The organism is Kitasatospora sp. NPDC101108, assembly GCF_055584725.1.
In genome coordinates this window covers 205,808-232,232 of sequence record NZ_JBVJLM010000004.1, presented here as the reverse complement: position 1 = coordinate 232,232, position 26,425 = coordinate 205,808, and the positions used below count along the sequence as shown (strand labels likewise).

Sequence of the window (26,425 nt, the reverse complement as noted above, 5' to 3'; positions counted from 1 at the left end):
TGGGGATCAGGCGGCTATCTCGGCTCTCAGCCGTTCCAGGGCACCGTCCGCCCGTTCCCTGACTTCGGGCAGACGGCGGCCGGCCCGGAGAACGCGCTGGAGCTGGTGGGGCAGGCGGTGGAGGGTTGCGCCGTCGACCGCGGCGCGGAGCTGGTGCGCGGCGCCCGTCGGGTCTCCCTTCCGCAGCAGCACCTCACCGGCCGTGATCGCCGCGATGATCCGCCACTGGGACGTCGCTGTGAGACCGGCGGCCGGCGCCTGGTCGAGCTGCCGGACCGCTTCGGCGACCCGGCCGGTGCCCAGGAGGCCGCGGAGGCGTACCTCGTGGAGGGTGAACTCGGAGAACAACGCGGTAGGCGCCACATCGTCCAGCAGCCGGCGCCCCTCATCGAAGGCGGCGTCGAAGACAGCAGTGTTCCCGGCGGCTCCGGCGGCGCGGGCGAGCAGGACGATGGCCTCGGCGCGTTCGGTGGCGGTACGGGCGGTGTCACGTGGCTGCCCGAGCCGGTCCAGCGCACGAAGGTGCAGCCCGGACTTGCGAAGTTCATTGCCGTGGTGGCGCAGTGCGTGGGCGTGCAGGCCCGGATCACCGAGGCGCCGGGCGACGCTCAGTCCCTTGCCGGTCCAACGGGCCGCGACGGCCAGGCGCTCTTCCGGAAGCACGTGTCCGAGCGCGACGCCGAGGCCGACGCGGGCCCTCGCGAGCAGGCGCAGGGTGTCGACGTCGACGTGGCCGTCGGCGGTTCGGGCCTCCAGGCGGGCGACCAGCGGCCACAGCTCGGCGACCGCGGTGGTGGCCTGTCCCGACATCTCGGGTGCGACGAGGTACTCCTCGCGGCCGGTCGGCTGATGTCCTCGCTATGGCAGCATCGGGATGCCGACCCCGACGGGTTGACCGTGATCCGCGACACCGGCCGCCATGACGGACGGCCGGGCTTCGCCGGGCTGGGACGCGAAGCCCTGGCCCTGCACACCGAGTGCGCACAGCACCCGGCTCCACCCCGGCTGCTCCTGCTGGCGTGCGCGCGGGCCGGCGATGCGGGCGGCGAGACCCTGCTGGTGGACGGCCAAGCCGTCCTGGCCGAGCTGGCTGCGCATCACCCGGCCGTCATCGAGGCGCTCGCCGCGGACAGGGCCGCCTACTTCGGCGGATCGGGCGGCCTCTTCGCGCCGGTCCTCCAGCGGCTACCCGACGGCCGCTGGCAGTTGCGGCTGCGGCAGGACGACCTCGCCCGCTTCTCGCCCGACGCCGAAGCGCACCTGGCCGCCCTGCGCCAAACCCTCGACCGGAACACCCAGCGGTTGCGCCTCGCCCCCGGGCAGGGCGTCGTGCTGGACAACCACCGCTTGTTGCACGGCCGCACCGCCTTCTCGGGCGAGCGGCTGATGCTCCGTGCGCTCGGCGAACCACACCCCGAGCTCGGTCTCGGCCCCGGCTTCCCCGCGCCGTGGTCCGCGTCGCACCCAGCTGTCGCGCGCACGAACGTCCAGCCCACGGGCAGCCTGAGCGACCAACTCCCCACCGCAGCAGAGCCGAACGCCGACGGGCGGCTCGGCCGCCCCACCGTCTCCTGGTGACGCGAGGTGCATCCCGCACCCCGGCCCCAGGTCCCGCAAGGGAAACCCTCAAGGAAGAGAAACCATGACCCGGAAGATCACGGCCGAGTTCAGGGCCACCACGCCCGACGCCGTCGGCGACGAGTTCGACCTCGACGTCCGCACCGTCGAGACCGCCGACGCGGCGAGCCTGCAGGTCCTCACCGACGACGGCTGCGGCAGCACCTGCGGCGCCTGCACCACCGGCCTGCACTGACCCACCCGGCCGGTGCCGCGCGTAAGCACCGCCGCGGCACCGGCCGCCATCCCGTCCTCATCCACCCACCCGACCCGAGGTCCGCCACTCATGCGCCCAGCCGCTTCCCCGTACCGCGCCGCCGGTGTGGCCCTCGTGCGCGCCGTCGCGCACCCCGCCCCCTCGGTGCCCGCCTGGCCGGACCTCGACGAGGCGGGCCTGCCCGCCCGTCAGCAGCAGTGGCTGCGCGAGGTATGGGCGGACGAGAGCTTCGCCGCAGCCCTCGAACAGGCCAGCCCTGTCCTCGCGCAGCAGGTCCGCCAGCTCACCGCCGCCGTCAACCCCGCACCCCGCGAAGTGCGTCGCGCCGCACTCTCCACCGCCCGCTACGTGCTGCGCGCGGCAGGCCGCCCCACCCCGTACGGCTACTTCGCCGGCGTGCAAGGCGCTTCCTTCGCCCCGGCATCCACCGTGCGATGGGGCCACGGACACCGCGCTGCACGCACGGTCTCAGCGGCCCGACTCGTCAAGGCGATCGGACAGCTGGAGCATCTCCCCGGCTTGCTGAACCTCCTGGACGTGGCCGCGAACAACACCGTCCAGGTACGCGGCGAGCGCCTCGTCGTTCCGCACCGCCCGCTCTCCCGGCCCGGCCTGGGCACGGCAGCCGCCGAGACGACCCTGCGCCGCACCCGCCCCGTCGCACTCGCCCTGGATGCCGCCCGCCACCCGGTCCGCTTCCGCGACCTCGCCGACAAGGTCCACGCCGCGTTCTCCGCCGCATCCGCCGAGCAGGTCGCGAACGTCCTGACCGAACTCGTCGTCCACCGCGCGCTGATCACCAGCCTGCACGCGCCGGCCACCGACCCGGATCCTGTCACACATCTGCGCGCCGCCCTGGACGGCGCGGCTGCCGGCGAACTGCCGGGCGTCGCCGCGATCCTGGACAACCTGCGCACCACGGGCACCGATCCCGCGGGATCGGCCGTCGACTTGCGACTGGACGCCGACATCGTCCTCCCGCAGGCCGTCGCCGACGAGGCCGCCCGCGCCGCCCACCTCCTGACCCGCCTCAGCCCTGCTCCCACGGGAACCGCAGCCTGGCGCGCCTACCACCAGCGCTTCTACGAGCGGTACGGCCGCGGCGCGCTGGTGCCCGCTGCTCGACATGGTGGCCGACAGCGGGATCGGCTGGCCCGACGGCTACCCGGGCGCCCGGGCGGCCGACCGGCCGCGCTTCGACGAACGCGACGAGCGGCTCGCTGCCCTCGCCCAGCAAGCAGCGCTCGACGGCCAGCGCGAGGTCCTGCTCGATGACGCCGCTGTGGCCTCGCTCGATCTCGGCCCGGACGATCCGCGCTGGCCCCCGCACCTGGAGATCCTCGGCCGCATCCACGCCCCCACCCGGCAGGCACTCGACCGTGGCGCCTTCCGCTTGGAGGTCGTCTCCGCGTCCCGCGCCGCTGGGGTCTCGGTCGGCCGCTTCCTCCACCTCCTCGACCCCGCGCATCGCACAGCGTTCACCAATCTGCTGGCGAATCTGCCGACCATGGACGAACACGCCGTCACCGCGCAGCTCTCGTACCCGCCGCTGGACGGGGCGAGCGGGCACGTCGCCCGCAGCGTGGCGACCGGTCAGCTGGTGATCAGCCTCGCCGAACACCGCCGCGCGGCCGAGGGCGTCCTCAGTCCCGAGGACCTGGCGGTGGGCTGCGACGGGCGGCGCATGTACCTGGCCGCTCCGGTGCTCGGGGTGCGGATCGAGGCCGCCGCGACCCACGCCCTGAACCTGCGTACCCACACCCCGCCGCTGGCCCGGCTGATCACCGAGCTGTCCCGCGCCCATGCCGCCCAGGTCACCCGCTTCTCATGGGGGAGCCTCGGCTCGCTGCCGTTCCGGCCCCGGCTGCGGCACGGCCGCGTCATCATCTCCGCGGCTTCCTGGCGGCTGACCGCCACCGAACTCCCCGCTCGCTCTGCCGGGTTCGCCGAGTGGGACAAGGCGCTCTCGGCGTGGCTCGTGCGGCGGCGCGTCGCCCGGCACGTCACGCTGGCCGCCGACAGCCAGGGCCTGCCCCTGGACCTCGACCATCCCGGTCACCGCGTCCTGCTGCGCGAACATCTACGCTCCACCCCGCATGCCATCCTCGTCGAGGACCCCGACCCGGCCGATCTGGGCTGGGCCGGCGGCCGGGCTCACGAGATCGCCATCCCGGTCACGGCCACCCGGCCCCCGGCCTGGCCGCGCCTGCCCAAGCCCACCCCGGCCCGGATCCTGCGGCGCGGCCACGGCGACGCCCCTGGCACCTCCCGGGTGCTCCTCGCTTCCCTCTACGGCGACCTGGAACGCCAGGACACCGTGCTCGCCCACCACCTGCCCGACCTCCTGCGGCGCCTCGGCCGGCCGAAGTGGTGGTTCGTCCGCTTCCGCGACCCACGCCAGCACCTGCGGCTGCGCATCGCGCTGCCCGGCCCGGACGCCTTCGGCCCCACTGCCGCCGTGATCAGCACCTGGACCGCCGAACTCCACCAGGCCGGGCTGCTGTCGGAAGTCGTCTACCCGACCTCCTATGCGGAGACCGGCCGGTGGGGCGAAGGTCCGGCCTGGGCCGCCGCCGAACAGGTCTTCCGCGCCGACTCCACCGCTGCGCTCGCCCAGCTGTCCCAGCCCGTGCTCCCCAGACGGCGCGCGCTGCTTGCCGCGCACACGGTCGCCATCGCGGCCGGCTTCACCGGCTCGGCCACCGCGGGGCTGCGCTGGCTGGTCACCAACGTCCCCGCCAAGCCCCCGACGCCCGTCGCCCGGCAGGTGTTCGCCGAGGCGGTCCGCCTCGCGGATCCCGCCAACGGCTGGACCGCACTGCGCGACGAACCGGGCGGCGTCGTCATCGTCGACGCCTGGGCGGAGCGCCACCAGGCCCTCGACGCCTACCGCCGCTTCTTCCCAGGCCCCCACACCCAGGGGGTGGACGCGGACGACGTCCTCGGCTCACTGCTGCACTGCTCCTCCGTCCGCGCACACCGCATCGACTTCGACGACGAGGCCCAGGTCCTGTACCTGGCCCGCGCAGCCGCCCTCGCCCGCCTCTCCCGAAACGGTGACGTGTGAACACCCCGCACCCAGCGCTTCGGCTGTCCGACCGGATCGCCACGCTCCTCGCGACCCCGGCGACCATGCCGGCCACCTGGTCCTCGCGTCCACAGTGGGCGCAATCCCTCGCCCACGGCGCCCCGGGCATCGCCCTGCTCCACATCGAGCGCGCCGCCGTGGGCCTCGGCCCGTGGGAGCCGGTGAGGGCCTGGCTGTCAGTCGCGGCCGGCGTCCCGGTCACCAGCGGAGCGGACAGCTACCTCTACTACGGCGCCCCGGCGCTCGCCCACGCCCTCACCTGCGCCGCCCAGGCCCGCCCCGGCTCCTACCAGCGTGCCCTCGACCACCTCGACCAGGTCGTGTCCGCCGCCGCGGTACGCCGCTGCGAGCAGGCCAAGGCCCGGATCGAACGCGGCGACCTGCCCCGGCTCGCCGAGTTCGACACGATCCGGGGGCTGGCCGGCATCGGCTCGATCCTCCTGCGCCGCTCCCCCGACGGCGAGACCGTCCGGCAGGTCCTGGCCTGCCTGGTCCGCCTGACCGAGGACGTCAAGCATGAGGGGGACGTCCTGCCGGGCTGGTGGGCCCTCGCCGGCCCGTCCGGCGCGAGGGACGAACGGTTCCCCGGCGGGCACGCCAACAACGGTCTCGCGCACGGGATCGCCGGGCCGCTCGCGATCCTCGCCCTCGCGCTGCGGCGCGGCATCGAGGTCGACGGCCAGTGCGAGGCGATCCGCACCGTCCTGGCCTGGCTGGAGCGCTGGCGCGATGGCCACGCCTGGCCGTACTGGATCACCCCCGCAGACCTGACCGGTCCGGACCGCAGACCTCTTCCGCCGCAGCGGCCGAGCTGGTGCTACGGCACCGCCGGCATCGCCCGCGCCCTGCAGCTCGCCGCCGTCGCCCTCGACGGCCCGCACCTGCGCCACGACGCCGAAAGCGCCCTGGCCACCGCACTGGTGGACCCGAAGGCCCTCGCGGCGACCACAGACCTGTCCGCCTGCCACGGCTACGCCGGCCTCGCCCACATCGCCCAGCGCGCCGCCGCCGACGCCTCCCCTCGCAACGCCAGCCGGCTGCGCTCGGCCGCCGCCCTGCTCCTGGACACGACCCACCCGCCGCACGCCGACCCCGACGAGCAGGCCCGCCACCTTTTGACGAGCGCGGGGCCGGCCTTCCTGGAAGGCGCCGCCGGCACCGCCCTGGCCCTGCTCGCCCCCGCCACCGGCACCACTCCCGCGACCCACTGGGACGCATGCCTGCTCATCTCCTGACCACCCGACCGAGGACCGCTCCGATGACCACCGGCTGGATCCAGCACGACCTCACCTTCGCCGACCCCGCCACCGTCGAACAGACCGCCGCCCACCACCTGGCCCCCGTCCTCACCTTCGCCCAGGACAACGGAGACCTGGACGACTGGTGGTACATGCGCAAGAAGGGCCTGCGACTGCGCTACCGGGCCGCCGCCCCCGTACCCGTCCTCACCTCCCTGCTCGACACCCTCGCCGAGGAGGGTCTTCTCGCGGGCTGGGCCACCGTGATCTACGAACCCGAGACCGCGGCGTTCGGCGGCCCCGAGGGCATGGAGATCGCCCACCGCCTCTTCCACGCCGACAGCCGCCACCTGCTGGCCCGCGCCGCCGAGCCGAACCCGCCCGCCCTCGGCCGCACCGAGACCGTCGTCGTCCTCATCTCCGCCATGCTCCGCGCGGCCGGACTCGACTGGTACGAACAGGGCGACGTCTGGGCCCAGTTCGCGATGCTCCGGGACGCCCCGAAGCCCGTCGCACCCGACCGGGCTGCCACCCTTACCTCCGCGACGCGCCACCTGATGCGCCTCGACACCTTGGCGCTCACCCGCGACACCAACCCGCTCGCCCACCACGGCGGCTGGGTCCACGCCTTCGAACAGGTCGGCCAGGACCTCGCCCGCCTCGCCCGCGACGGCCACCTCACCCGCGGGCTCCGGGCGGTCCTCGCGCACCACCTCCTCTTCCACGCCAACCGCGCCGGCCTGCCGGTCGACCACCAAGCCGCCATGGCCGCACGGGCGTTGGACTCCGTCTTCCACTCCGATGAGGGCCCCGCGCCCTCGATGCCCACCTTCCGCACCACTACTAGGGTCACCCACATGACTACGCTCAGCAGCGACACCGCTTCCGCCACCCCGACCGCTGAGGAGCTGCGCGCCGCTCTCACCGACCGGCTGCTCGCCCAGGGCGCCATCCGCACCGCCGCGGTGGAGAACGCCTTCCGCACCGTGCCCCGCGAGCGCTTCCTGCCCGGCTTTCCCCTGGAGGCCGCGTACGCGGACAATCCCACCTACACCAAGGCTGACGGCTCCGGCACTCAGATCAGCGCCGCCTCCCAGCCCGCGATCGTCGCCCTGATGCTGGAGCAGCTCGACGGCCGGCCCGGCGAGAGGATCTTCGAGGCCGGAGCGGGCACCGGCGTCAACGCCGCCTACATGGGCCGCATCGTCGGCCCGGACGGGCACGTCGTGGCGGTGGACGTGGACGAGGACCTCGTCGAGGGCGCCCGCAAGCACCTCGTCGACGCCGGCATCACCAATGTCGACGCGGTCCTCGGCGACGGCGCGCTCGGCCACCCGACCGCGGCCCCGTTCGACCGGCTGATCGCCACCGTCAGCACCAGCGAGATGCCCACCCCGTGGCTGGAGCAGGTCAAGCCCACCGGCCGGATCGTGCTGCCGCTGCGGCTTCGCGGCACCGCCAGCCGGGTGATCGCCTTCGAGCGTGGCAAGGACGGCTGGGTGTCGGTTGACGACCAGCTCGCGGTCTTCATGCCGCTGCGCGGCAGCATGGACGACGCCCGCCGCACCGTCCAGCTCACCGGTGAGGGCGACGTCACCCTCCAGGTCCACAAGGACCAGGACGCGGCGGTCGGCGCCTCCATGCTGCTCGGCGTCCTCGACAGCGGACGCCACGAGACCTGGACCGGGGTGACCATCCCCGCCGGTACCACGTACGAGTACCAGGACCTGTGGCTGGCCCTGACCCTGCCCAACTCCTTGATGCGGATGAGCGTCACCGGAGCCGCACGCGAGCGCGGCGTCGCCACCCCGATGTTCGGCTGGGGCGCGATGGCCACGGTCCAGGACGGCTCCCTCGCCTACCTCACCCTGCGCCCCGGCGAGCCCACCGCCGAGGGCCGCAAGACCTACGAAACCGGCGTGATCGGCCACGGCCCCGACGGCGCCGTGCTCGCCGGCCTCGTCGCCGAGCAGATCCGCGTCTGGAACACCGGCTTCCGCGACCACACCCTGCGCATCGCCCTCCCCGACACCCCCGATGCCGCCGACCCGGCGGCCGGCCACTTCGTCCTGGAGCGCCCGAACCACCCGATCACCATCACCTGGGAGTAACCGCCGTGCACCCGACCGGACCCGTCGCCCAGCGCTTCCCGCTGGTCGCCAGGATCCGGCCCGTGTGCCTGCCCCTGAACGCCCGTGTCGGCCGGCTCCGCGAGCTGGCCGACACGGCCTCCCGGCAGGCAGATCCGGGCCAGGCATCCACCGTCTTCAACCAGGCAGCGCTCCTCGCCTCCGATCTCGGCCTGCCCGAGTACGCCCGCGAGCTGTGCCACCGCCACGCCGACCTCTACCTGCCCCGGGGACCGCTACCGGCGATGAGCGCCATCCGCGGACTCGAGCCGATCGTCAACCTCGCCCGCCTCCACATCCGCGTCGGCCACCACCGGCGCGGCCACCAGTTCCTCCTCGACCTCTACCGCGCCGTCACCGCTGCCACGGAGACCGTCCTCGACGGCGTCACCGTCCCGGCCGACCTGACCCAGACCGACCAGCAGCGCGCCGAGGTGCGGGCATGGCTGTGGCGGGTCGTGATCGCGGACGGCACCCGCGCCCTCACCGCCGCCGGCCGCTGGAGCGAGGCCCTGCGCCACATCGAGGAACAACGCGGCATCGGCCGGCGCATCCTCGACGGCCGCCAGGTCGCCGTCCTCGCCCGCGCCACCACCGGCGACCTGCCCGGCGCCCTCGCCCTGCTGGAGGACACCGAGCCCGGCGACCCGTGGGAGGACGCGGTCACCGCCGTGCTCACCGCACTGTGCCGCCCCGGCGACCAGCGGGCAGCCGACCGAGCGATCGGCCACTGCATCGCCTTCCAGCCGGACAAGGGCCTGACCGTCTTCACCACCCGCCTCGCGCTGACCGCCCTCGACGCCGCCGACCCCGACACACCCGCCGCCCGAAACCTCCTCGCCCACCTGACCAGCCGAACGGATGAATCCGGCGACGGCTACGCGCTGCGCGACCTTCTCACCCACGAGGGCGTCCGACGCCATCTCGACCCAGTCCAGGGCGTCACACTCGAACGGGCTCTCGCCGCCCGCGCACTGGGCTCCGCCACCCTGCCGGACGCCCTGCGCAACCGGTTGGAGGAGGCGTTGGAGCACGCGCGCGGAGTGCTCGAAAAGTCCCCGCCCGACCCCGGCTCGCCCAGAGGGAATCCGCTTGAGCGCCCAGGCGAAGTGGCCGGCGGCCAGTAGCGGATCGGCGATCCGCACCAGTCCGTCCGGGCCGTGCGGCCCTCCTCCGCGGCGTCCCAGCGGCTGCACCGCGGCAGTTCTCGACCGGTCTGGCGACGACGTCTGCCCGGAGCGCCGGAAAACCGGTGGAGCCGTCGGAGCAGGGCCCGTACCGTCCCTGGGGTGACCTACCTGAGCCCGTTGGGGTATCTGCTGGGCGTCGAGGGGGCCGCTCTGTTGCGCGGCTTCCGGGAGGGAAGCGCCGACCGGGCGTTCGTCGAGGCCCGGATCGCTGAGGTCCGCGCCTTGCTGGACACACCCGCCCTCGCGCAGGCCGAGGGCGTGACGGCGAGTGAGGACACGATCAGCGCAGCCGACGTCTACCGGTCCTGGGCGCCGCACTACGACGCCCCCGGCAACCAGATGATCGACGTCGAGCAGCCGGTCGTCCGGCGAATCCTTGACGGTCTGCCCGTCGGCTCGGCGCTGGACGCGGCCTGCGGCACCGGCCGTCACACCGGTTACCTGCATGAACTCGGTCACCGCGTGATCGGCGTCGACACCTCACCTGACATGCTCGCGCAGGCCCGCAGGCGCCTGCCGGACGTCGACTTCCACGAGGCCGACCTGCACCGGCTGCCGGTTCCCGACAACGCCGTCGACACCGTCGTCTGCGCGCTCGCTCTGACCCACGTCCCCGACCTCGCCCCCGTGCTGGCGGAGTTCGCGCGGGTCCTACGACCCGGCGGACACCTCGTCATCTCCGACGCCCACCTGCTGGTGTCCTACCTCAGGCCAACCACGGCCCGCCGTCCCGGCCCGGACGGCCGCCCGTCCCTCCTCACCGAGTACCACCGCCCGCTCAGCGCCTACCTCGCCGCGGCCCTCCCGCTCGGCTTCCAGGTCCGACACTGCGAGGAACCCCGCCGCCCGCGCCACTCCTTCGCCCCCGACACCGCCCCGGACCCGCTCCCGACCCAGGTGTCCTGGGACCTGCTGCACTGGTGCCCGGAAGCGTCGGCCGCGGCCTTGGACGATTCCCCGATCGCGGTCGTGTGGCACTTCCAACTGGAAGCTACCGGGAAGAGCTGAGCATCGATCCGTACGGGACCAGATCAACCGGGACGAGCAGGACCATGCACGCGCGCCGAACCTGATCAACGGAGATTTCAGTTCGCTCTCCGTCTCAACCGGTCTGATCGCCACAGGTCACAGCCCCGGACCCGGACCGGCTCCTTTGAGACGGGACAGCGGGGTCTTCGCCCCGTTCGGGTGGTTCGGTTCGGTCTCACTTGACCGGCCTGCCGCCGGACGCGGAAGAGGACGCGTCTCCGCGACCGGAGTACGCCCCGGCCTGGCGGACGCCGGTGGAACACGAGGCCGCCAGGGTCGCGGAGTTGACGCCCGCTGGGCAGCAGATCAGCAAGCGGACCTTCCTGCGGCTGGTGTCGCGTCAGCATGGCAACCGTCGTCCAGGCCCAGCCCTCCCGAGGCGCCGGCGAGTGACAAGTAGCTCGGAGCGTCCGGTCGCTGCCTTCGCCCTGGACGACCGGACGCCCGGCGAGGTCCTCTCCGCGCCGAACGTCACAGGCCTCGGCATCCGCACGTCACGGGCATTGTTGCGCCGAGCACTACTGTTCGCGTGCGGCGTTCCAGACGGAACTCGTTCCGAAGTACGAGTCGTAGAGTTCCTGGACGTCGAGGAGGCTCTCCGGCGGCACCTTGCCGTAGCGGATGCGCTCAAGGTGGCGGAAGTACTCGAAGCGCTCCACTCCGGGCGTGATGATGACCAGCATGTCCGCGATCTCGCCGGGTGCGGCGGCGAAGGCGTGCTGCGTACCGGGCGGTACGACGACGACGTCCCCGCGCTCCGCGGTGACCACTTGGCTGCCGGACAGGAGCTGGGCGGTGCCGTCGAGGACGTAGAACATCTCGGCGGACTTGCCGTGGTGGTGCGGGCGGGCGCCGTCCGCACCCTTGCCGAGGGTGACACGCATGCTGGAGAGTGCACCGCCCGTGGCGGAGCTGTCGACGAGCAACTGGTTGGTTACCGGGCCGCCCCTTCCTACCAATTCGGCGTCGGCAGAGCGCACAACGACGGTTCCGTCGAAGTCGGGGATGAAAAGAGACATCACTTGCTCCTGCAGTATGTGATTGGCCGAGAGGCAGGAGCCACTGAGCCGGCTCCGGTGGCGACCCCCTCGCGCCCTGATCCGGCGACACGCCACAGCCAGGGGCCGCGCACTGTCAGCCGAGTACTGCTACGGCCTCGATCTCGATCTTCAGCTCAGGGCTGACCAACCGGTTGACACCTATATGGCTGCGTGCCGGCCTGTGCTCGCCGAAGAACTCCGCATAGACCCGGTTGACCTCGTTCTGGGCGTCCATATCGGTGTTGAAAATGGTGACCTTGACGATGTCCTGGAGGTCACCGCCGGCCGCCTTCAACGCGATGAGCAGGTTCTCCAGGCAGGCCCGGGTCTGTTCCGCGATGCTGTCGGGCACTGTCGGCTCGGCCTCCCCGTGGGGGTGCTGATGTACGAGCGGATAGGCGGTGGCGCCCGAGAGCCAGACGGTGTCGCCGCGGGTGACGACCGCCGGGGCGAACGGCATCGCATCCACCCCCGTGTCCTCGCGCAACTGTGCGGCCCAGGCCAGGGACTCGGGCGTGACGAACTGCTTCACTGCAGCTCCAAATTTGTATGATGACTGATGAATGATGAGCAGGTGATCAGGATACTCTGGGGTCGGAAGATTGCAACCGGCGGGAAACGGAGCCCCCATGCGCATGATCGGCCGCAGGTCCTCGGTCGACGAGGTCGTCGGACAGCTCATCGAGGCTCTGGCAGAGGGCACATGGGCGATCGGGGACCGGCTGCCGACCGAGCAGCGGCTCACCGAGGAGCTGGGGGTGAGCCGTACCGTGATCCGAGAGGCAGTACGGGCCCTGGTGCACCTGGGCGTACTGGAGACCCGGCAGGGTGCCGGCACCTACGTGGTCTCCACCGCCGACCCCGCCCCCATGCTGCGCCGGTTCGGAACCGCCGACGTACGCGAAGTGTTCGAGGTTCAGCTCGGCTTCGACGTTCAGGCGGCCCAGCTCGCTGCCATCCGCCGCACCGAAGCCGACCTGCGGCGGCTGCGCAGCTTGCTGGCTGCCCGGCATCGCGCCGTCACGCCGGAGGAGTTCGCCCGTGCTGACGCCGGCTTCCACCTGGCCGTGGTGGAGGCGGCAGGCAACAGTGTGCTGTTGGAGTGCTACCGCTTCTTCGTCGGTCGGCTCCACGACAGCCTGCACGCGCTGCGCAGCCAGGACGTGATCCAGGAGAGCGGTGCCGAGCCCCACGACGCGCTGCTGGCGGCGATCGAGGCCGGAGATGAAGCCGCGGCGGCTGCCGCGGCCGCGGCAGCGATCCGCCCCAGCCTCAAGGCACTCACCCCGCCACAGGGCTGAACAAGGGTCTTCCACTCGGGCAAGTGACAGCAACAAGGAGAGCATCCGATGCCGAGTATCGACATCACCGTGTCCCAGGTCCGGCGGCTCCTGGACACCTCGGACGAGGACACGGCCCTGTACGTGTCACGGCACGCCTGCATCCCGTGCGTCGAGGTGGATGCCGCCGCCGCCCACTGGCCGCAGGAGAGAGTCGTCGCGACCCGCGGCGACCTGCTCCACTGGTACGGCGCGGATCACCCCGACCACATCATCGAGGAGTACCTGCCGGAGCTTCAGCGGCGCGCGGACAAAGTGGCGGCCGTCCTCCTCGCGGACACGAGCGTCCGCCCCGTCGTCGGTCACACGGCCATCATCTCCACCACCGCCGAGACCGTGCGGGGCGAGTACTGCGACGTCATGGTGTCCGAGAACACGCTCCACGACTACTGGCAGAGCGACGACGGCCCGGTGGTCATCACGTCCCTCGGACCCGGCATCGCGCTACGCCCGGTCGTCATCGGGGTGCGCATCGACGAGCAGGATGTTCGCGCGAAGGCGGAGCGCGCCGCGGCCGAGGTGCTGCCGGCCCACGGCTGGAGTGTCACCCTCCCGTGGCAGCCGGTCGGCGCCTCCTTCCACGCCTTGGCCGAGCGTGTGGCCTGAGCCCCCACCCAGAGCGTCTCTGCTGGGAATCCGTGCGGGCTGCGGATGACCATGACCAGCTCGATCGAGACGCCCTGCGCACCGCACCGCACCGCGCCGCGGCGCCGCCGGAGAAGGAGCGGGCCGGCCGCGGGAGCGCGTCGAGGGGGCTGGGGAGAATCCGTTCGACCGCATTCAAGAGATCCGACCGGCCGCTCCGGTGGTCGCCACGGTGCGTGGCCTCGGGGCCAGTGCCGTGCGCAGCGCCGGGGTGAGGACGTGACGAGTCTCGGCCGGGGTGAGGGTGGCGAGGGTGGGCAGCGGGTTGAGGTAGCGGGTGTAGATGAGGCCGCCGAGGATCGTCACCACGGCCGTGGCACGGGCAGTAGCGTCCCGGCCGCCGAGAAATTCAACAAGTCGGGCCAGCAGCTCGTGTTCCAGGTATTCGCGGAGCACTTCGGCAGCCTCGTCGCCCTGGGTGGTGAGTTGACGGAAGTCGGCGTCTTCCCACAGGTCCGTCACCGCGTCGATCAGACGGTCGGGGAGGGTGGCCGGCTCGCCGCCGAGGACCTCGTCCACCGCCAGCGCGTTGGCGCACTGGAACTGCATCACGTCCGCGAACAGGCCCTTTTTCGACCCGAAGTGGTACGCGATCAGCGCCGGGTCGACCCCGGCAGCCTCGGCCACCGCGCGCAGGGTGGTGCGCCGATAGCCGCGTTCCAGGAACAACGCGCGGGCCGCCGAGACGATCGACTCGCGGGTCGGCGGGTTGCCGCGGGGGCGGCCACGGGTGCGGGCGGGGGTACGGGCGGAGTTATTCATCGGCGTTGAGCCTTGCGTTTCGTGGTTGGCACAGTCAAGGGCGTTCCAGGACCCACACGAAGGGATGGCCCAACACCATGCGCATCGCAGTCTTCGGCGCCGCCGGACCGACCGGCCGCCACCTCACCGACCAGGCTCTCTCGGCCGGCCACGAGGTCGTCGCCGTGACCCGCCGCGTCGGCTCCGTCGCCGAGCGGCCCGGCCTCACGGTGGCGGTCGCCGACGCCACCGATCCGGCGGCTGTCGACGCCGCGATCGCCGGGACGGACGCCGTCCTGTCCGCGCTGGGCGCGCGCTTCAGCAAGGAGACCATCACCACGTACTCGGCGAGCGCCACCGCCATCACCGGGGCCATGACCCGGCACGGCGTCAAGCGGCTGCTCGCCGTCAGCTCCAGCATCGCCGACCCGAACTGGCGTCCCACCGGCGCGCACTTCTTCAACCACGTGCTCGACCCGCTGGTAAACCGGCGCCTCGGCCGCACCCTCCACGAAGACATGCGCCGCATGGAGGCCGTGATCCGTCAGACGGACCTCGACTGGACCCTCGTCCGACCCTCGGGCCTCTTCGAGCACCCCGTCGTCACGGACTTCCACACCGCCGAGACCAGCGCCGACGGTGTCTTCACCGCCCGTGCCGACCTCGCCGCGAGCATGTTGCGCGAGCTGGAGGAACGGAGGTACGTCCGTGCGCACATGGGCGTCATCACCACGGCCGTGAAGCCGAACATCGCCAAGCTGATCTGGCACGAGGGAGTGAAGAAGAAGTGAGCCGGGCAACCGCCGAACTCTCGGCCGCCACAAGGGCGTTCCTCGATCGGCCCTACACGGCCACCTTCACCACCTTGCGCCCCGACGGCACCCCGCACCTCACCCCGGTCCGCTTCACCTTCGACGCGGCCACCGGCCTGGTCCGGGTGACCACCCGGGCGCGAGCCCGCAAGGCCCGAAACGTGGCGGCGGGCAGCCCGGCGGCCCGCGTCGCGCTCTGTCAGGCGGACGGCTTCCGCTGGGTCACCCTCGAAGGCCGGGCCGCCGTCACCACCGATCCCGCGTGCCTGGCCGAGGCGATCCGCCGCTACACCGCGCGCTACCGCGCGGACCCGCCGGCCCCACCGGACCTGGTCGTCATCGAGATCGCCGTCGACCGCGTCCTGAGCCTCAACCTCTGAATCCCCCGCACCGAAAGCGAAGTGGAACCCCGCGATGCCCACCATCCCCGTCCTCGACTCCACCCTCCACTACCGCGAGTCCGGCGATCCCGACGGGCTTCCGTTCGTCTTCCTCCACGGCAACCCCACCTCCTCCCACCTGTGGCGGAACGTCCTGCCCGGTGTGGCCGCACCCGGCCGCCGCCTGCTGGCCCCCGACCTCATCGGCATGGGCGACTCCGGCAAGCCGGACATCGCCTACTCCTTCGACGACCACGCCCGCTACCTCGACGCCTGGTTCGACGCCCTGGGCCTTGCCGAGGCCGTCCTCGTCGGCCACGACTGGGGCGGCGCGCTCGCCTTCGACCGAGCCGCCCGTCTCCCGGACCGTGTCCGCGGCCTCGCTTTCACCGAGACGATCATCAAGCCGCTGGTCGGCGACGAGTTCCCGGCGGCAGGACGGGAGTTGTTCACTCTCCTGCGCACCCCCGGGGTGGGCGAGGAGATGATCCTGGAGAAGTCGCTGTTCATCGAGGGGCTCCCGCAGACGCTGGCCACGCCGCTCGACCCCGCAGACCTGGAGGTCTACCGCCGCCCCTTCCCGACCCCGCAGAGCCGCCGCCCGGTGCTGGCGTGGACGCGCATGATGCCGCTGGACGGCAAGCCCGCCGATGTCGTGGCCCGCGTCGAGCACTACGACGACTGGCTGGCCACCAGCCCCGAAGTCCCCAAGCTGCTCGCCGCGTTCGAGCCTGGCCCGGGCGCGATGACCGACCAGGGTGCGGTGGCCTGGTGCGAGAAGAACATCGCGGGCCTGGAGGTCTCTCGCCACGGCCCGGCCGGCCACCACTCCCCGGAGGACCGCCCCAAGGAGCTGGCCGCGTCGATCAACGCCTGGGCGGACCGCCACGGGCTGGTACGCGGGTAGGTGTCCTCGACCACGGCGGGTGCCGGCCGTCCCGGGGCGGCTGAGCTGTCGCCCACGGGTGTGCGGTCGAGTCGGTCGTCTCCCCTACCGATCCCCTACCGATCCGCGATGATCAGGCCCGTGGTGGCGCGCCGGCGGTCGTGGGTGGCCATCCGCGGGGGAACTGCGGGCGCCGGCGCGACGTCGTCGCACCGGATGATCGACACGGCGACGAGCAGCCCCTGACGGTGACGGAGAAGCACCCCGAGAACGCGCGTCGCCCCCGTGCCCGGGGTGGGCATGGGGGCGATGGGGTGATCGTTTTACGGGTGACCCGCGATGAGGTCCGCAGCGGCGCCCGCGACGGTGGCCACGTAGCCGGCGGTGACCACCGCCGAGACCACTCCTCATGATTTCATTGCGTAAGCATTCGGCTACGCAGAGACCGGAGACTTCCCGTCACAGGATGGAGCCCGCCCCCATGCGTGTTCATCAAGTGACACCCGGCCGCGACTTCGCCGTCCTGCGGCAGGTCACCACCGCCTCCTGACTCGGCGCACGGCATCAGCGGCAAGGCACCGGCACCGGCACCGGCACCGACATACGCGTGACCGCCGGGAGGCGCATGCGCGCGTCCCCGTCTCGATCAGCGGACTGCTGCCCCGCCCGCCGATGTTCGGACGGCCGAACCAGGACGGTCCGCATCATCAGCAGCCCGGCGGCCGGTTGAGGAGGTCGTAGGCGGTAGCTGGGGCTCCGTCGGTGTCCGGAACGGTGCTCGCACCGACCGCCTCGACGAAGGCGAGGACCGCAGGGTCGGGGACCTCTGACGGCCAGGCGAGCACGACTCGGCTCGGCGGGTAGTCGGTCAGCGGGACGAAGGCGACGCCCTCGGTTCGGTGGCGGTGGATCGCGCCGGCGGGGAGGATGCCGACGGCACCCTGCCACACGATGGCGTGCAGGCACTCCGACACGGTGCGGACCACCGGCCCCGAGCCGGCGCCCGCAGACCGCTCCACCGCCTCGCCGCCGTCGGCCTCGCCGAGCCAGTACCGCCGCCAGGCGGCGTCGGCGTCCTGGGGCAGGCGGATCCACGGTCGGCCCAGCAGGTCGTCGACCCGCAGACGGGACCGCCGCGCCACGGGGTCGTCCGCCGCAACCGCCGCGACCAGTGGCTCGGTCTCCAGCAGCCGGACCGTGAGGCCTGCGGTGTCGAACGGGAGCCGAGTCAGAGCGACGTCGACCCGACCGGAGCGCAGCCCCGCCGTCGGGTCGCTGATGTCCGCCTCGCACAGCCGTACTTGAGCGTCGGGATGGGTCCGGCGGAAGGCTGCGGCCGCGCGGGGGCCGAATTCGAGGCCGGCTCCGGCAACGGTGCCCACCACGATGGTGCGCCGCCGGCCCGTCTCCCGTACCCGTTCCCGCGCCCGCTCCGTAGCGTCGAGCAACTCCCTTGCCTCGCCCAGCAGAACGGAACCGGCCTCGGTGAGCCGTACGCCCTGCGCGGACCGTTGGAACAACTGACAGCCGAGCTCGTTCTCAAGCTCACGTATGCGCTGACTGAGCGGGGGCTGCGACATGTGCAGCCGCGCAGCCGCGCGACCGAAGTGCAACTCCTCGGCCACGGCGACGAAATACCGCAGGCGGCGAAGATCCATACGTGCACCATATCGAGACGGTCCGAGGACTACCGAAACAGTCTTGGACGGCCGTACGGGTGCGCTGGTGAGCTGGTCCCGGGCGATCGAACGGTTCGCGCCCTACTCCCGCTCACCAACGGAGGCACTCGCATGCACCAGCACAGCCACGGCTACGCCGAGCCGTCCGACCTGCGACGCGCCCGGCAGGTCGGTCGCCTCGCTCCCGAGGAGTTCGCCGCCTGGCAGTCGTTCCAGGAGGTCGTCGACCGCGGAGACGGCTCCGTGCCACGCAAGTACCGTGAACTCGTGGCGATCGCCGTGGCACTGACCACCCAGTGCTCGTACTGCCTGGACGTGCACACCGCCCAGGCCCGCCGACACGGCGTCACCCCCGAGGAACTCGCGGAGGTCATCTTCGTCGCCGCATCGGTGCGTGCCGGCGGGACGCTGGCTCATGGCCTGCAGGCGATGAAGCTCTACGACGGCCACTCGGTCCCGGTCACGTCGTCACCCTCGTAGGCCATGCCACGCACCACCTCTGACCGGCGAACCCACGTGATCACCAGGGCTTCGGAACGCCCCTGCCCGGGATGCGCGCGTGGTCCGGAGTTGTGTGTCGAAGTGCCCAGGGGCCGGCCGCGAATACCGGGCGCGGCCGGCACGGCGAAGGCGCCGCCCCCCGAGGAGCCGGCGCCCTCCCTCCCTCCTGGGGGCTCGTTGCGCCGGCTTCGATCGGTCCGTCGCCGACGGCATGGGACGTTCGGGTGAGATCCGGGCCGGCGATCCGTATACACACCAGATGAACGCTCCGTGGCGGGCGCCGCCTGCCAGTCTGTCCCTCACCTGCCCGGCCCCGTGGAGGACCTCCGTGCCGGGGAACGAGCACGACGAGACGCGCGGTGGCGTCCGTGGATGGGAGCAGCGGTGCCGAACAGAGTGTGCCTGTACTCCAGTGAGCCGTTGCGGCCGGGCGAGGACATCCTGGTGTACTACGAGACGGACGTGCCGGGTCAGCACCGGGTCGCGCTGTATCCGAAGGGCACAGGGTCGCTGTCCGACTTCCTCACCTACCAGCCCGCGCCCGACCGGGCCGGTACCGTCCGGTTCTCCGGCACGTCCACCGACTCCCCGGGGGAGTCGATCGCACCGGGTTCCTACGTGGTCAGGCTGTTGGCCCACCCCGTGGACGGCGAACCGGCGGCGGTGCCACCGCTGCCGGTGCCGGAGGCGGAGTTCGAACTGCTCGACAGCCCCCACTTCCTGGTGGACTCCCTCACCACCGCCAACACCGTCGTCGGCGAACGGTGCACGGTCCCCGTGGGGCGCCTCCTGAAGACCTTCCAGCGCACCGTCAGGTACGAGAAGCACAGCGGGGACGACTGGCTGGCCGTCGACGCCGTCTCCGGGACCGTCACGGCCGACCCGCCGGTGACGGCCGCGGGGCGAGCCGGGCACATCGTGGTCACGGCACGCGACGACGCCGAACCGCCCCGCACCACGAGCGTCGCCGTCACCGTCCCCGTGCGCGCCGCCTGGGCCCCGAGAGCCGACCAACTGCGGGTCGCCACCTGGAACCTGTGGTACGACGCGACGCAGGTCTGGAACGGCGAGGACAAGGTGCTGCGCTTCCTGCTCGAACAGGACGTCGACCTGGTGGCCTTCCAGGAGGTGCACCGCTACCAGGAACCGGGTACGGCCCGGCGGCTCGCCGAGGCGCTGGGCTGGTACGTCCACGAGTACCCGCGCATCCACGACGACCCCGGGGACGACAAGGACGTGGCCCTGATCAGCCGCTACCCCATCGACCTGGTCGGCAGCGGTCACGACACCGAGTTCCTGCGCTCCGTCGTCCGGATCGGCGACCTGACCGTCCAGGTGTGCACCGTGCACCTGGACTACCAGTCGTACGGCCCGGACGCGGCGCCGATCGGCAAGCGCCGCTACACCCGGGAAGTCGACGACATGGAGCTGGAGTCCAAGCGCCAGGACGAGATGGAGAAGATCCTCGGCAAGCTGCACGACTGGATCACGGACGCCGACGAGAGCCCCGTCATCCTCCTGGGCGACTTCAACTGCCCGTCCCACCTGGACTGGACCCCCGACATGGCGGACGTGCCCCGGGTCGGCTGGCCGGCCACCTACCTGCTGCAGTCGGCGGGCTTCGAGGACTCGTACCGCGCCGTCCACCCCGACGCCGACGCGCACCCCGGCCTCACCTGGTCCCCCACCGCCCTGTGGCGCACGGCCCTGGACCGCGTCGAACCACAGGACCGCATCGACTTCATCTTCCACCGCGGCCGCAAGCTCCGGGCCCTGGCCTCCCGCGCCTGGGTGACCGGTCACAACGTCCCGGCGGTGGAACACCCTTCCTGGAAGCAGCCGCCGCGCTTCCACTTCAACGACTGGCCCTCCGACCACGCCGCCGTCATCACCACGTACCGGATCGACCACGACTGAAGCCGCGGGCTCCGTGGGCGGTCGCCCGTCGCGGCGACGACCGGGGGGCGATCGCCGGGCCCCTGGAGGCGTGCGCCCGTCTCGGGGTCGAGGCCCGGCCTGAGGCGGACCGGCCTCGCACGGAGGGCGAGGCCGGTCCGCGCCCGCTGACTCCCCCCGCCCCGGCCCTCAGGAGCCGGCGATGGCGGTCAGGACCCGGGTGCGGGCCGCCTTCGCTGCGGGCAGGACGGCCGCCGCCAGGCCGGCCAGGGCCGCGCCGACGAGCACGGCCAGGATCGTGGTCCACGGGATACTGAGCGCGGTGATCCCGTAGAGGGTCAGGACCTTCTGTCCGGCGATGCCCCAGGCCAGGCCGAGGCCCAGGCCCAGCAGGGCGCCGTGCACGGCGATCAGGACGGATTCCAGGCGGACCATCCGGCCGACCTGACCCCGGGAGGTGCCAACCGCGCGCAGCAGGCCGATCTCGCGGGTGCGTTCGATCACCGACAGGGCGAGGGTGTTGACGACGCCGAGGACGGCGATGACGATCGCGAGGCCGAGCAGGCCGTAGACCAGGTAGAGGACGGTGTCGACCTGGCCGGTGATCGACTTCTTGTAGTCGGCCTGGCTCTGCACGGTCACCTGGGGGTGGCTCGCGAGCGCGCTGTCCAGCGCGGCCTGGACCTTCGAGTGGTCTGCGCCGGGTGCGGTGTTGAGGTAGAGGGTGAAGTCCTGGGCCTCGGGCGCGTACTTGGTGAGGGTGTCGAGGGACACCTCCCAGCTGCCGCCGTCCTTGCCCGCGCCCGCCGGGGGCTTGGAGATGGCGCCGACGGTCAGGGTGCCCACGTTGCCGTTGAGGAAGTGGAGTTCGACCTGTGAGCCGACCGAGAGGTGGTCGGCGGCGGCGGTGGTCTGGTCGACCATCACCTTGCCGGCCGCGACGTCGGCGGTGGAGCCCTGGACGTACTGCGGCTTGACGGCCTGGTCGACGGTGGCGACGTCCACACCGGAGACGACGAGCTGGAAGCCGTTCAGATGGGCCACCGCATACCGCTGTCGGGTGACGGCCTGGACGCCGGGGATGGCCTTGACCTTGTCGGTGACCTCGTGGCCGATCGGGGTGGCGCCGTTGCCGGAGAGGACGTAGTCGGCGCCGAAGGTGTTGTCGACGTCCTTGTCCACGGAGGTGGTGAGCGAGGCGGCGAGGACGGCCACGGCTCCGACCAGGGACAGGCTGATCATCAGCGCGCCGGCGGTGGCGCCGGTGCGGCGGGGGTTGCGGACGGCGTTGAGGCGGCTCATCCGGCCGACCGCGCCGAAGAGTGCCGGGTACGGCGCTCCGAGCCCGTGGACGATCACGCGGGAGAGCGCCGGGCCGAGCACGACCAGGGCGAGGAGCGAGGTGACGATGCCGCTGCCGAGCAGGGCGCCCGCCGTGATGATGGTGGCGTGGTGGGTGGCAGCGCCGTACAGCAGGCCTCCGCCGGCCGCGAGCAGCACTGCGCCGAGCGCCGTGCGGCGGCCGAGCTTCGGGGCGGGCGGGGTGGCGGCCTCGCGCAGGGCGGCCATCGGGGAGATCCGGGCGGCGCGCCGGGCCGGGAGGTAGGCGGCGAGCAGCGTGACGAGCACGCCGACGGCGTAAGCGGCGGCCGGGGTGACGGGGTTGATGACCAGGGCGGTGCCGGACAGGTCGACGCCGAAGCCGGAGATCAGCGATGTGAGGCCGGCGGCCAGGGCGATGCCGGTGCCGAGGCCGAGGGTGGAGCCGATGACGCCGAGGAGCAGCGCCTCGGTGAGGACCGAGCGCAGCACTTGGCCGCGTCCGGCGCCGAGGGCGCGCAGGAGGCCGAGTTCGCGGGTGCGCTGGGCGACGAGCATGGAGAAGGTGTTGAGGATCAGGAAGATGCCGACCAGGACGGCGAGTCCGGCGAAGCCGAGCAGGGCCGTGGTGACGACGCCGAGGAAGGAGCTGATCTGCTGGGCGGCGGTGGTGGCCTGCTGTTCCTTGGTGGCCACCGAGTAGCCGTCGCCGAGGGCGGCCTTGATCGCGGTCTGGGCGGTGGTGTGGCTGGTGCCGGGGGCGGTGTCGACGGTGATGCCGGTGAACTGGTCGGGCTTGCCGAGCAGTTGCTTCTGCGCGGTGGCGGTGTCGACGTAGGCCATGGTCACGCCGGGGTTGCCGGTCCGGTAGGTGACGATGCCGACCAGGGTGCCCGGCACGGAGCCGGTGGGGGTGAGGATGTGCAGCGGGTCGCCGAGGTGGATGTTCTTGTGCAGGGTGCTGGCCTGGTCGAGGACGATCTCGCCGGCCTTGGTGGGGGCGTGGCCCTGCGCGAGGTGGATCTGGGGGTCGTCGTACCAGTTCTGGCCGAACGTCGGGGCGCCGGTGGTGGGGCCGACGGGCTTGTCGTCCTTGTCGACGACGGTGAGGTTCTGCAGGCTCACCTGGCCGTGCGCGGCCTTGACACCGGGGACGGCGGCGGCCTTGGCCACGGCGCTCGCGGGGAGGGTGGGGGTCTCGCCGGACAGTCCGCGGTCCTCGACCTCGGGGGTGAAGGCCTGCCTGGGCTTGACGGTGACATCGGCGGCGGTCGAGCCGGCGATGTTGGTGAAGGCGACGTTGATGGTGTCGGAGAACACCAGGGTGCCGCAGACGAAGGCGACGCCGAGCAGGACGGCGAGGGTGGACAGCGCCATCCGGGCCTTGTGGGCGAGGAAGGTGCGGATGCTTGCCTTGATCATCGTCAGCTGGTCCGTCCGGCGCCGTCGAACTCGTGCATCCGGTCGAGCACCGAGTCCGCCGTGGGGTCGGACAGTTCGTCGACGATCCGGCCGTCCGCGAGGAACAGGACACGGTCGGCGTAGGAGGCGGCGACCGGGTCGTGGGTGACCATCACGATGGTCTGCCCGAGGTCGTCCACCGAGCTGCGCAGGAAGGAGAGGATCTCGGCTCCGGCCCGGGAGTCCAGGTTGCCGGTGGGCTCGTCCGCGAAGATGATCTCCGGCTTGCCCGCCAGGGCGCGGGCGCAGGCGACGCGCTGCTGCTGGCCGCCGGACAGCTCGGCGGGCCGGTGCTTCAGCCGCCCGGTGAGGCCGACGGTGTCGATCACCCGGTCCACCCACGCCTGTTCGGGCCTGCGGCCGGCGATGTCCATCGGCAGCGTGATGTTCTCCAACGCGGTGAGGGTGGGAAGCAGGTTGAAGGCCTGGAAGATGAAGCCGATCTTGTCCCGGCGCAGCTGGGTGAGCTTCTTGTCCTTCAGTCCGGTCATCTCGGTGTCGCCGATGAAGACGTGCCCGCCGGTGGCGGTGTCGAGGCCGGCCAGGCAGTGCATGAGAGTGGACTTGCCGGAGCCGGAGGGGCCCATGATCGCGAGGAACTCGCCGCGCGGCACGGTCACGCCGACCGCGTCCAGGGCGACGACCCGTGTCTCGCCGGAACCGTAGGCCTTGGTCAGGTCCTCGGCGCGGGCCGCGATGGTCCGGGGCGGGGCACCGGTCGCCGTTGCTGTGCTCACGGGGCACGTCCTCCTGGGGTTCGCCGCCCGCAGGGGGCGCACGCGGGCATGGCAGACTGCTGGGGGAAGGAAGTAACTTCTACGAGAGAACGTAGAACTTCTACGTGGAATGTAGAAGATGATGCCGGAGGTGACCAAGTCCGTGGGCGTACACGAACCCACCGCAGCCACGGGGCGGGGCCGGGGCGAGCTGGAGGCGGAGATCCTCGCGGCTCTGCGCCGGGCGGCCCCCGACGCCCTGACGCCCGGTGAGGTCCTCGAACGCGTCGACCCCAAGCTCGCCTACACCACCGTCGTCACCGCCCTGACCCGCATGCACGACAAGGGCCGGCTGAACCGGGCCAAGCGCGGCCGGGCGTTCGCCTACGCCGCCGCCGACGACGACGACACCGGCCTCGCCGCCCGCAAGATGCGCCGGGTCCTGGAGGGCGGGAGCGACCGCGAAGCCGTCCTGACCCGTTTCGTCGACGAACTGTCCGACGCCGACGAGGACTTCCTCCGCCGGCTCCTGGACAGCGGGAAGTAGGTCCGACCCGATGCGCGTCGCCGTCTACCTGCCGCTGCTCTTCCCACTCCTGGCCGCCCTGCTCGCCCGGCCGGCCGGAGAGAAGCTGCCACCCCGCCAGGCGACCTGGCTGCTCACCGTCGGCGCCCTGGTGCTGGCCGCCGGCAGCACGGCGGCACTCGGCATGCTCGCGATCACCGGCCTGATCCGCATCCCCCTCCTCGCCCGGCTCGCCCAGGACCACTGGTCACCGACCGCGGCCCAGCACCACGACCCCGCGTCCTTCTCCGCGGCCGTCCTCGCCGGCACGCTGCTGTCCGCCCTCGCCGCTACGGCCGGCCGCATGCTCTGGCACCGGACCCGCACTCTCGTCCAGGCCGCGCGCGAGGCCGCCTGCCTGCCCGGCCGCGACCAGCTCGTCATCGTCGACGATCCGGCCGCCGAGGCCTACGCCATCCCCGGACGCCCCGGCCGTATCGTCGTCTCCACCGGCATGCTGGACGCCCTCGACCCGGCCGAGCACCGGATCCTGCTCGCCCACGAACGCGCACACCTCACCCACCACCACTACCTGTTCGTCGCCCTCGCCCAACTCGCCGCCGCCGCCAACCCCCTCCTGCGCCCACTGGCCAGCACCGTCACCTTCACCATCGAACGCTGGGCCGACGAGGACGCCGCCACCACCATCAGCGACCGCGAGCAGGTCGCCCGCACCATCGGCAAAGCCGCCCTCGCCGCCCGCAGCACCCGCGCCCGCAGCCGCATCCCCGCCGCGGCCCTCGGCCTGCTCGGCCGCCTGCGGCCCAGCCGCCTCGGCCCCGTCCCCCGCCGCGTCACCGCCCTGCTCGCCCCCGCCCCGCGCCACCACGCCTGGTCCGCCCTCGCCCTCGCCGGCCTCGTCACGGCCACCGTCCTGTGCGCCACGGAAGCCGCCCACGACCTCGAAACCCTCCTCGAACTGGCCAAGCACGCAGCTGCACGCGCCAGCTGATGCGACACCGCCCGCCAGGGCGGCAAACCGCTGGCTCCGAGACCCACCGCAGTCCGAAGAAGGACGGCCGTCGCGGCGGGCTGCAGGTACCCGCGTGCGCGTGTGGGGCGGGCGCCGAGCACCACGCTCGACGCCCGCCCCACACGGCACCGGTCCGCCCCGTGGCCGGGATCAGCGCCAGAAGACGACCGTGCCCCCGCCCCGCAGACCCGTCAGACCCGAGCGTTCGCACCTCTCGGGGCTGGTGGTGCCGCCCTCGACGGTCGCGAGGAAGTGGTCGCCCGCGAAGGCACCGGACTCCACGGTGCCCTGCTCCCTGATCAGGGCTTCGCCGTCCTGGCGGCTGTCGAGGCTCGGCCTGGCGGTGATGCGGCTCTTCTCCCCGTTGCTCCAGGACACTTCGAAGGTGACGGAGCCACTGCCGGTGTCCGCCGAGTTGCAGCTCACGATCTCCGTACCGACCAGCCGGACGGAGCCGTCGCCCGTTGCCGTGTCCTGGTTGTTGCCGTCCTTGCAGCCGGTCCAGGCGGCGTGTCCGACGGTTCTGACCTCGTGCGGGGAGTCGGTCACCGGAGGATCGAACCTCACGGCACCCGAGGCGTTGCACGCGGCGTCGATGACTGCCGCACGGGTGTGGGGCGTCGATGCCGAGGCCGCCGGGCCGGTCGCGAGGAGCAGCGCGGCACCGGCGGCCACCACGACGGTCCGGGCTCGCGGCGAGAGGTTGCGGGTACGTCGGCCGGCTGTTCGGGCCTGGCGCGGGTTCTGCACGGGTCCATCTCCTTCCGGACGCCACGCGGGCGTCCCCTGGACAGCTGCGGAGCGTGTCGGACCGGCGGCCCGCCGCGGCTTCTCCGCACCACCGTCATGTAACCCGTGCGAGGGAACAGTCTGTCTTCGGATGATCAGTTTCACCTTCCCGGCCCAGCGCCTCCCTTTGGCCCACACTCCGCCACGCCGGCCGGCGACCGGAGCTCGCAGCT

24 protein-coding genes and 1 pseudogene are annotated in these 26,425 nt (G+C 72.4%); 17 read left to right on the top strand and 8 right to left on the bottom strand.

Features of this window, described 5'->3' with window-relative positions; translation table 11 throughout:
• Positions 1–6: 6 nt before the first annotated feature.
• A complete protein-coding gene (locus ACZ6Z8_RS11925) occupies positions 7–810 on the bottom strand; it encodes a hypothetical protein (RefSeq protein ID WP_465609170.1) in 804 nt (267 codons plus the stop codon).
• On the opposite strand from ACZ6Z8_RS11925, the gene ACZ6Z8_RS11920 reads away from it, so the two are divergent.
• The 8 genes and pseudogenes from ACZ6Z8_RS11920 to ACZ6Z8_RS11885 all read left to right on the top strand — a co-directional run bounded on the left by ACZ6Z8_RS11920 (position 730) and on the right by ACZ6Z8_RS11885 (position 10,487).
• Complete coding sequence (locus tag ACZ6Z8_RS11920; RefSeq protein ID WP_465609154.1) at positions 730–1,578, top strand: TauD/TfdA family dioxygenase; 849 nt, start codon at positions 730–732, stop codon at positions 1,576–1,578. The two genes, ACZ6Z8_RS11925 and ACZ6Z8_RS11920, sit on opposite strands and share 81 nt — an antisense overlap.
• A 64-nt stretch (positions 1,579–1,642) precedes the next feature.
• The gene (locus ACZ6Z8_RS11915; RefSeq protein WP_465608676.1) at positions 1,643–1,813 is read left to right on the top strand and encodes an FxLD family lanthipeptide; all 171 of its coding nucleotides are present in this window, start codon (positions 1,643–1,645) and stop codon (positions 1,811–1,813) included.
• A 90-nt stretch (positions 1,814–1,903) separates the two neighbouring features.
• A pseudogene (locus tag ACZ6Z8_RS11910) lies at positions 1,904–2,890 on the top strand (lantibiotic dehydratase); the annotation flags it as partial.
• A gap of 70 nt (positions 2,891–2,960) precedes the next feature.
• Positions 2,961–4,901 carry a lantibiotic dehydratase gene (locus ACZ6Z8_RS11905; RefSeq protein ID WP_465608674.1) on the top strand — a complete coding sequence of 647 codons (1,941 nt, stop codon included), beginning with the start codon at positions 2,961–2,963 and terminating at the stop codon, positions 4,899–4,901.
• Positions 4,898–6,157 (top strand): lanthionine synthetase C family protein, encoded by a 1,260-nt coding sequence (locus ACZ6Z8_RS11900; protein WP_465608672.1) that lies wholly within the window; start codon positions 4,898–4,900, stop codon positions 6,155–6,157. Before ACZ6Z8_RS11905 ends, ACZ6Z8_RS11900 begins: the two co-directional genes overlap by 4 nt.
• A gap of 23 nt (positions 6,158–6,180) precedes the next feature.
• Entirely contained in the window at positions 6,181–8,271 is a 2,091-nt protein-coding gene (gene fxlM, locus ACZ6Z8_RS11895; protein ID WP_465608670.1) for a methyltransferase, FxLD system, read from the top strand.
• A 5-nt stretch (positions 8,272–8,276) separates the two neighbouring features.
• A complete protein-coding gene (locus ACZ6Z8_RS11890) occupies positions 8,277–9,416 on the top strand; it encodes a hypothetical protein (RefSeq protein ID WP_465608668.1) in 1,140 nt (379 codons plus the stop codon).
• A 162-nt stretch (positions 9,417–9,578) separates the two neighbouring features.
• Entirely contained in the window at positions 9,579–10,487 is a 909-nt protein-coding gene (locus ACZ6Z8_RS11885; protein ID WP_465608666.1) for a class I SAM-dependent methyltransferase, read from the top strand.
• A gap of 539 nt (positions 10,488–11,026) precedes the next feature.
• Here the strand turns inward: ACZ6Z8_RS11885 and ACZ6Z8_RS11880 are convergent.
• Positions 11,027–11,527, bottom strand: coding sequence for a cupin domain-containing protein (locus ACZ6Z8_RS11880; protein ID WP_465608664.1), 501 nt, complete (start codon positions 11,525–11,527; stop codon positions 11,027–11,029).
• Between the two features lie 115 nt (positions 11,528–11,642).
• Entirely contained in the window at positions 11,643–12,080 is a 438-nt protein-coding gene (locus ACZ6Z8_RS11875; RefSeq protein ID WP_465608662.1) for a RidA family protein, read from the bottom strand.
• A 97-nt stretch (positions 12,081–12,177) separates the two neighbouring features.
• On the opposite strand from ACZ6Z8_RS11875, the gene ACZ6Z8_RS11870 reads away from it, so the two are divergent.
• Positions 12,178–12,849, top strand: a complete 672-nt coding sequence (locus ACZ6Z8_RS11870) for a FadR/GntR family transcriptional regulator (RefSeq protein ID WP_465608660.1) — start codon at positions 12,178–12,180, stop codon at positions 12,847–12,849.
• 48 nt (positions 12,850–12,897) lie between these two features.
• Entirely contained in the window at positions 12,898–13,494 is a 597-nt protein-coding gene (locus ACZ6Z8_RS11865; RefSeq protein ID WP_465608658.1) for a hypothetical protein, read from the top strand.
• Between the two features lie 174 nt (positions 13,495–13,668).
• Here the strand turns inward: ACZ6Z8_RS11865 and ACZ6Z8_RS11860 are convergent, their stop codons facing one another.
• A complete protein-coding gene (locus tag ACZ6Z8_RS11860; protein WP_465608656.1) occupies positions 13,669–14,295 on the bottom strand; it encodes a TetR/AcrR family transcriptional regulator in 627 nt (208 codons plus the stop codon).
• Positions 14,296–14,372: 77 nt separating this feature from the next.
• Here ACZ6Z8_RS11860 and ACZ6Z8_RS11855 point away from each other — a divergent pair, with 77 nt between their 5' ends.
• From ACZ6Z8_RS11855 to ACZ6Z8_RS11845, 3 genes are read left to right on the top strand one after another with little or no spacing between them, the layout of a single operon-like run.
• Positions 14,373–15,065 carry an NAD(P)-dependent oxidoreductase gene (locus ACZ6Z8_RS11855; protein ID WP_465608654.1) on the top strand — a complete coding sequence of 231 codons (693 nt, stop codon included), beginning with the start codon at positions 14,373–14,375 and terminating at the stop codon, positions 15,063–15,065.
• Positions 15,062–15,466, top strand: a complete 405-nt coding sequence (locus ACZ6Z8_RS11850; RefSeq protein WP_465608652.1) for a pyridoxamine 5'-phosphate oxidase family protein — start codon at positions 15,062–15,064, stop codon at positions 15,464–15,466. The genes ACZ6Z8_RS11855 and ACZ6Z8_RS11850 overlap by 4 nt, the downstream gene beginning before the upstream one ends.
• Positions 15,467–15,500: 34 nt before the next feature.
• Complete coding sequence (locus tag ACZ6Z8_RS11845; RefSeq protein WP_465608650.1) at positions 15,501–16,373, top strand: haloalkane dehalogenase; 873 nt, start codon at positions 15,501–15,503, stop codon at positions 16,371–16,373.
• A 686-nt stretch (positions 16,374–17,059) separates the two neighbouring features.
• Here the strand turns inward: ACZ6Z8_RS11845 and ACZ6Z8_RS11840 are convergent.
• Positions 17,060–18,010: a LysR family transcriptional regulator gene (locus tag ACZ6Z8_RS11840; RefSeq protein ID WP_465608648.1), complete on the bottom strand. Its 951-nt coding sequence runs from the start codon at positions 18,008–18,010 to the stop codon at positions 17,060–17,062.
• A gap of 132 nt (positions 18,011–18,142) precedes the next feature.
• On the opposite strand from ACZ6Z8_RS11840, the gene ACZ6Z8_RS11835 reads away from it, so the two are divergent.
• On the top strand, positions 18,143–18,511 hold the full coding sequence (locus tag ACZ6Z8_RS11835) for a carboxymuconolactone decarboxylase family protein (RefSeq protein ID WP_465608646.1): 369 nt from the start codon (positions 18,143–18,145) through the stop codon (positions 18,509–18,511).
• A 405-nt stretch (positions 18,512–18,916) separates the two neighbouring features.
• Positions 18,917–20,449 (top strand): endonuclease/exonuclease/phosphatase family protein, encoded by a 1,533-nt coding sequence (locus tag ACZ6Z8_RS11830; RefSeq protein ID WP_465608644.1) that lies wholly within the window; start codon positions 18,917–18,919, stop codon positions 20,447–20,449.
• Positions 20,450–20,617: 168 nt separating this feature from the next.
• Here ACZ6Z8_RS11830 and ACZ6Z8_RS11825 read toward each other — a convergent pair whose 3' ends face one another.
• Entirely contained in the window at positions 20,618–23,170 is a 2,553-nt protein-coding gene (locus ACZ6Z8_RS11825; RefSeq protein WP_465608642.1) for an ABC transporter permease, read from the bottom strand.
• Between the two features lie 2 nt (positions 23,171–23,172).
• Positions 23,173–23,946 carry an ABC transporter ATP-binding protein gene (locus tag ACZ6Z8_RS11820; protein WP_465608640.1) on the bottom strand — a complete coding sequence of 258 codons (774 nt, stop codon included), beginning with the start codon at positions 23,944–23,946 and terminating at the stop codon, positions 23,173–23,175.
• Positions 23,947–24,067: 121 nt separating this feature from the next.
• Between ACZ6Z8_RS11820 and ACZ6Z8_RS11815 the strand changes: the two genes are divergently transcribed.
• Both ACZ6Z8_RS11815 and ACZ6Z8_RS11810 read left to right on the top strand, forming a co-directional pair.
• The gene (locus ACZ6Z8_RS11815) at positions 24,068–24,472 is read left to right on the top strand and encodes a BlaI/MecI/CopY family transcriptional regulator (RefSeq protein ID WP_465609152.1); all 405 of its coding nucleotides are present in this window, start codon (positions 24,068–24,070) and stop codon (positions 24,470–24,472) included.
• 10 nt (positions 24,473–24,482) lie between these two features.
• Positions 24,483–25,442 (top strand): M56 family metallopeptidase, encoded by a 960-nt coding sequence (locus tag ACZ6Z8_RS11810; RefSeq protein WP_465608638.1) that lies wholly within the window; start codon positions 24,483–24,485, stop codon positions 25,440–25,442.
• A 171-nt stretch (positions 25,443–25,613) separates the two neighbouring features.
• Here the strand turns inward: ACZ6Z8_RS11810 and ACZ6Z8_RS11805 are convergent, their stop codons facing one another.
• Entirely contained in the window at positions 25,614–26,213 is a 600-nt protein-coding gene (locus tag ACZ6Z8_RS11805) for a hypothetical protein (protein ID WP_465608636.1), read from the bottom strand.
• Positions 26,214–26,425: the final 212 nt, after the last annotated feature.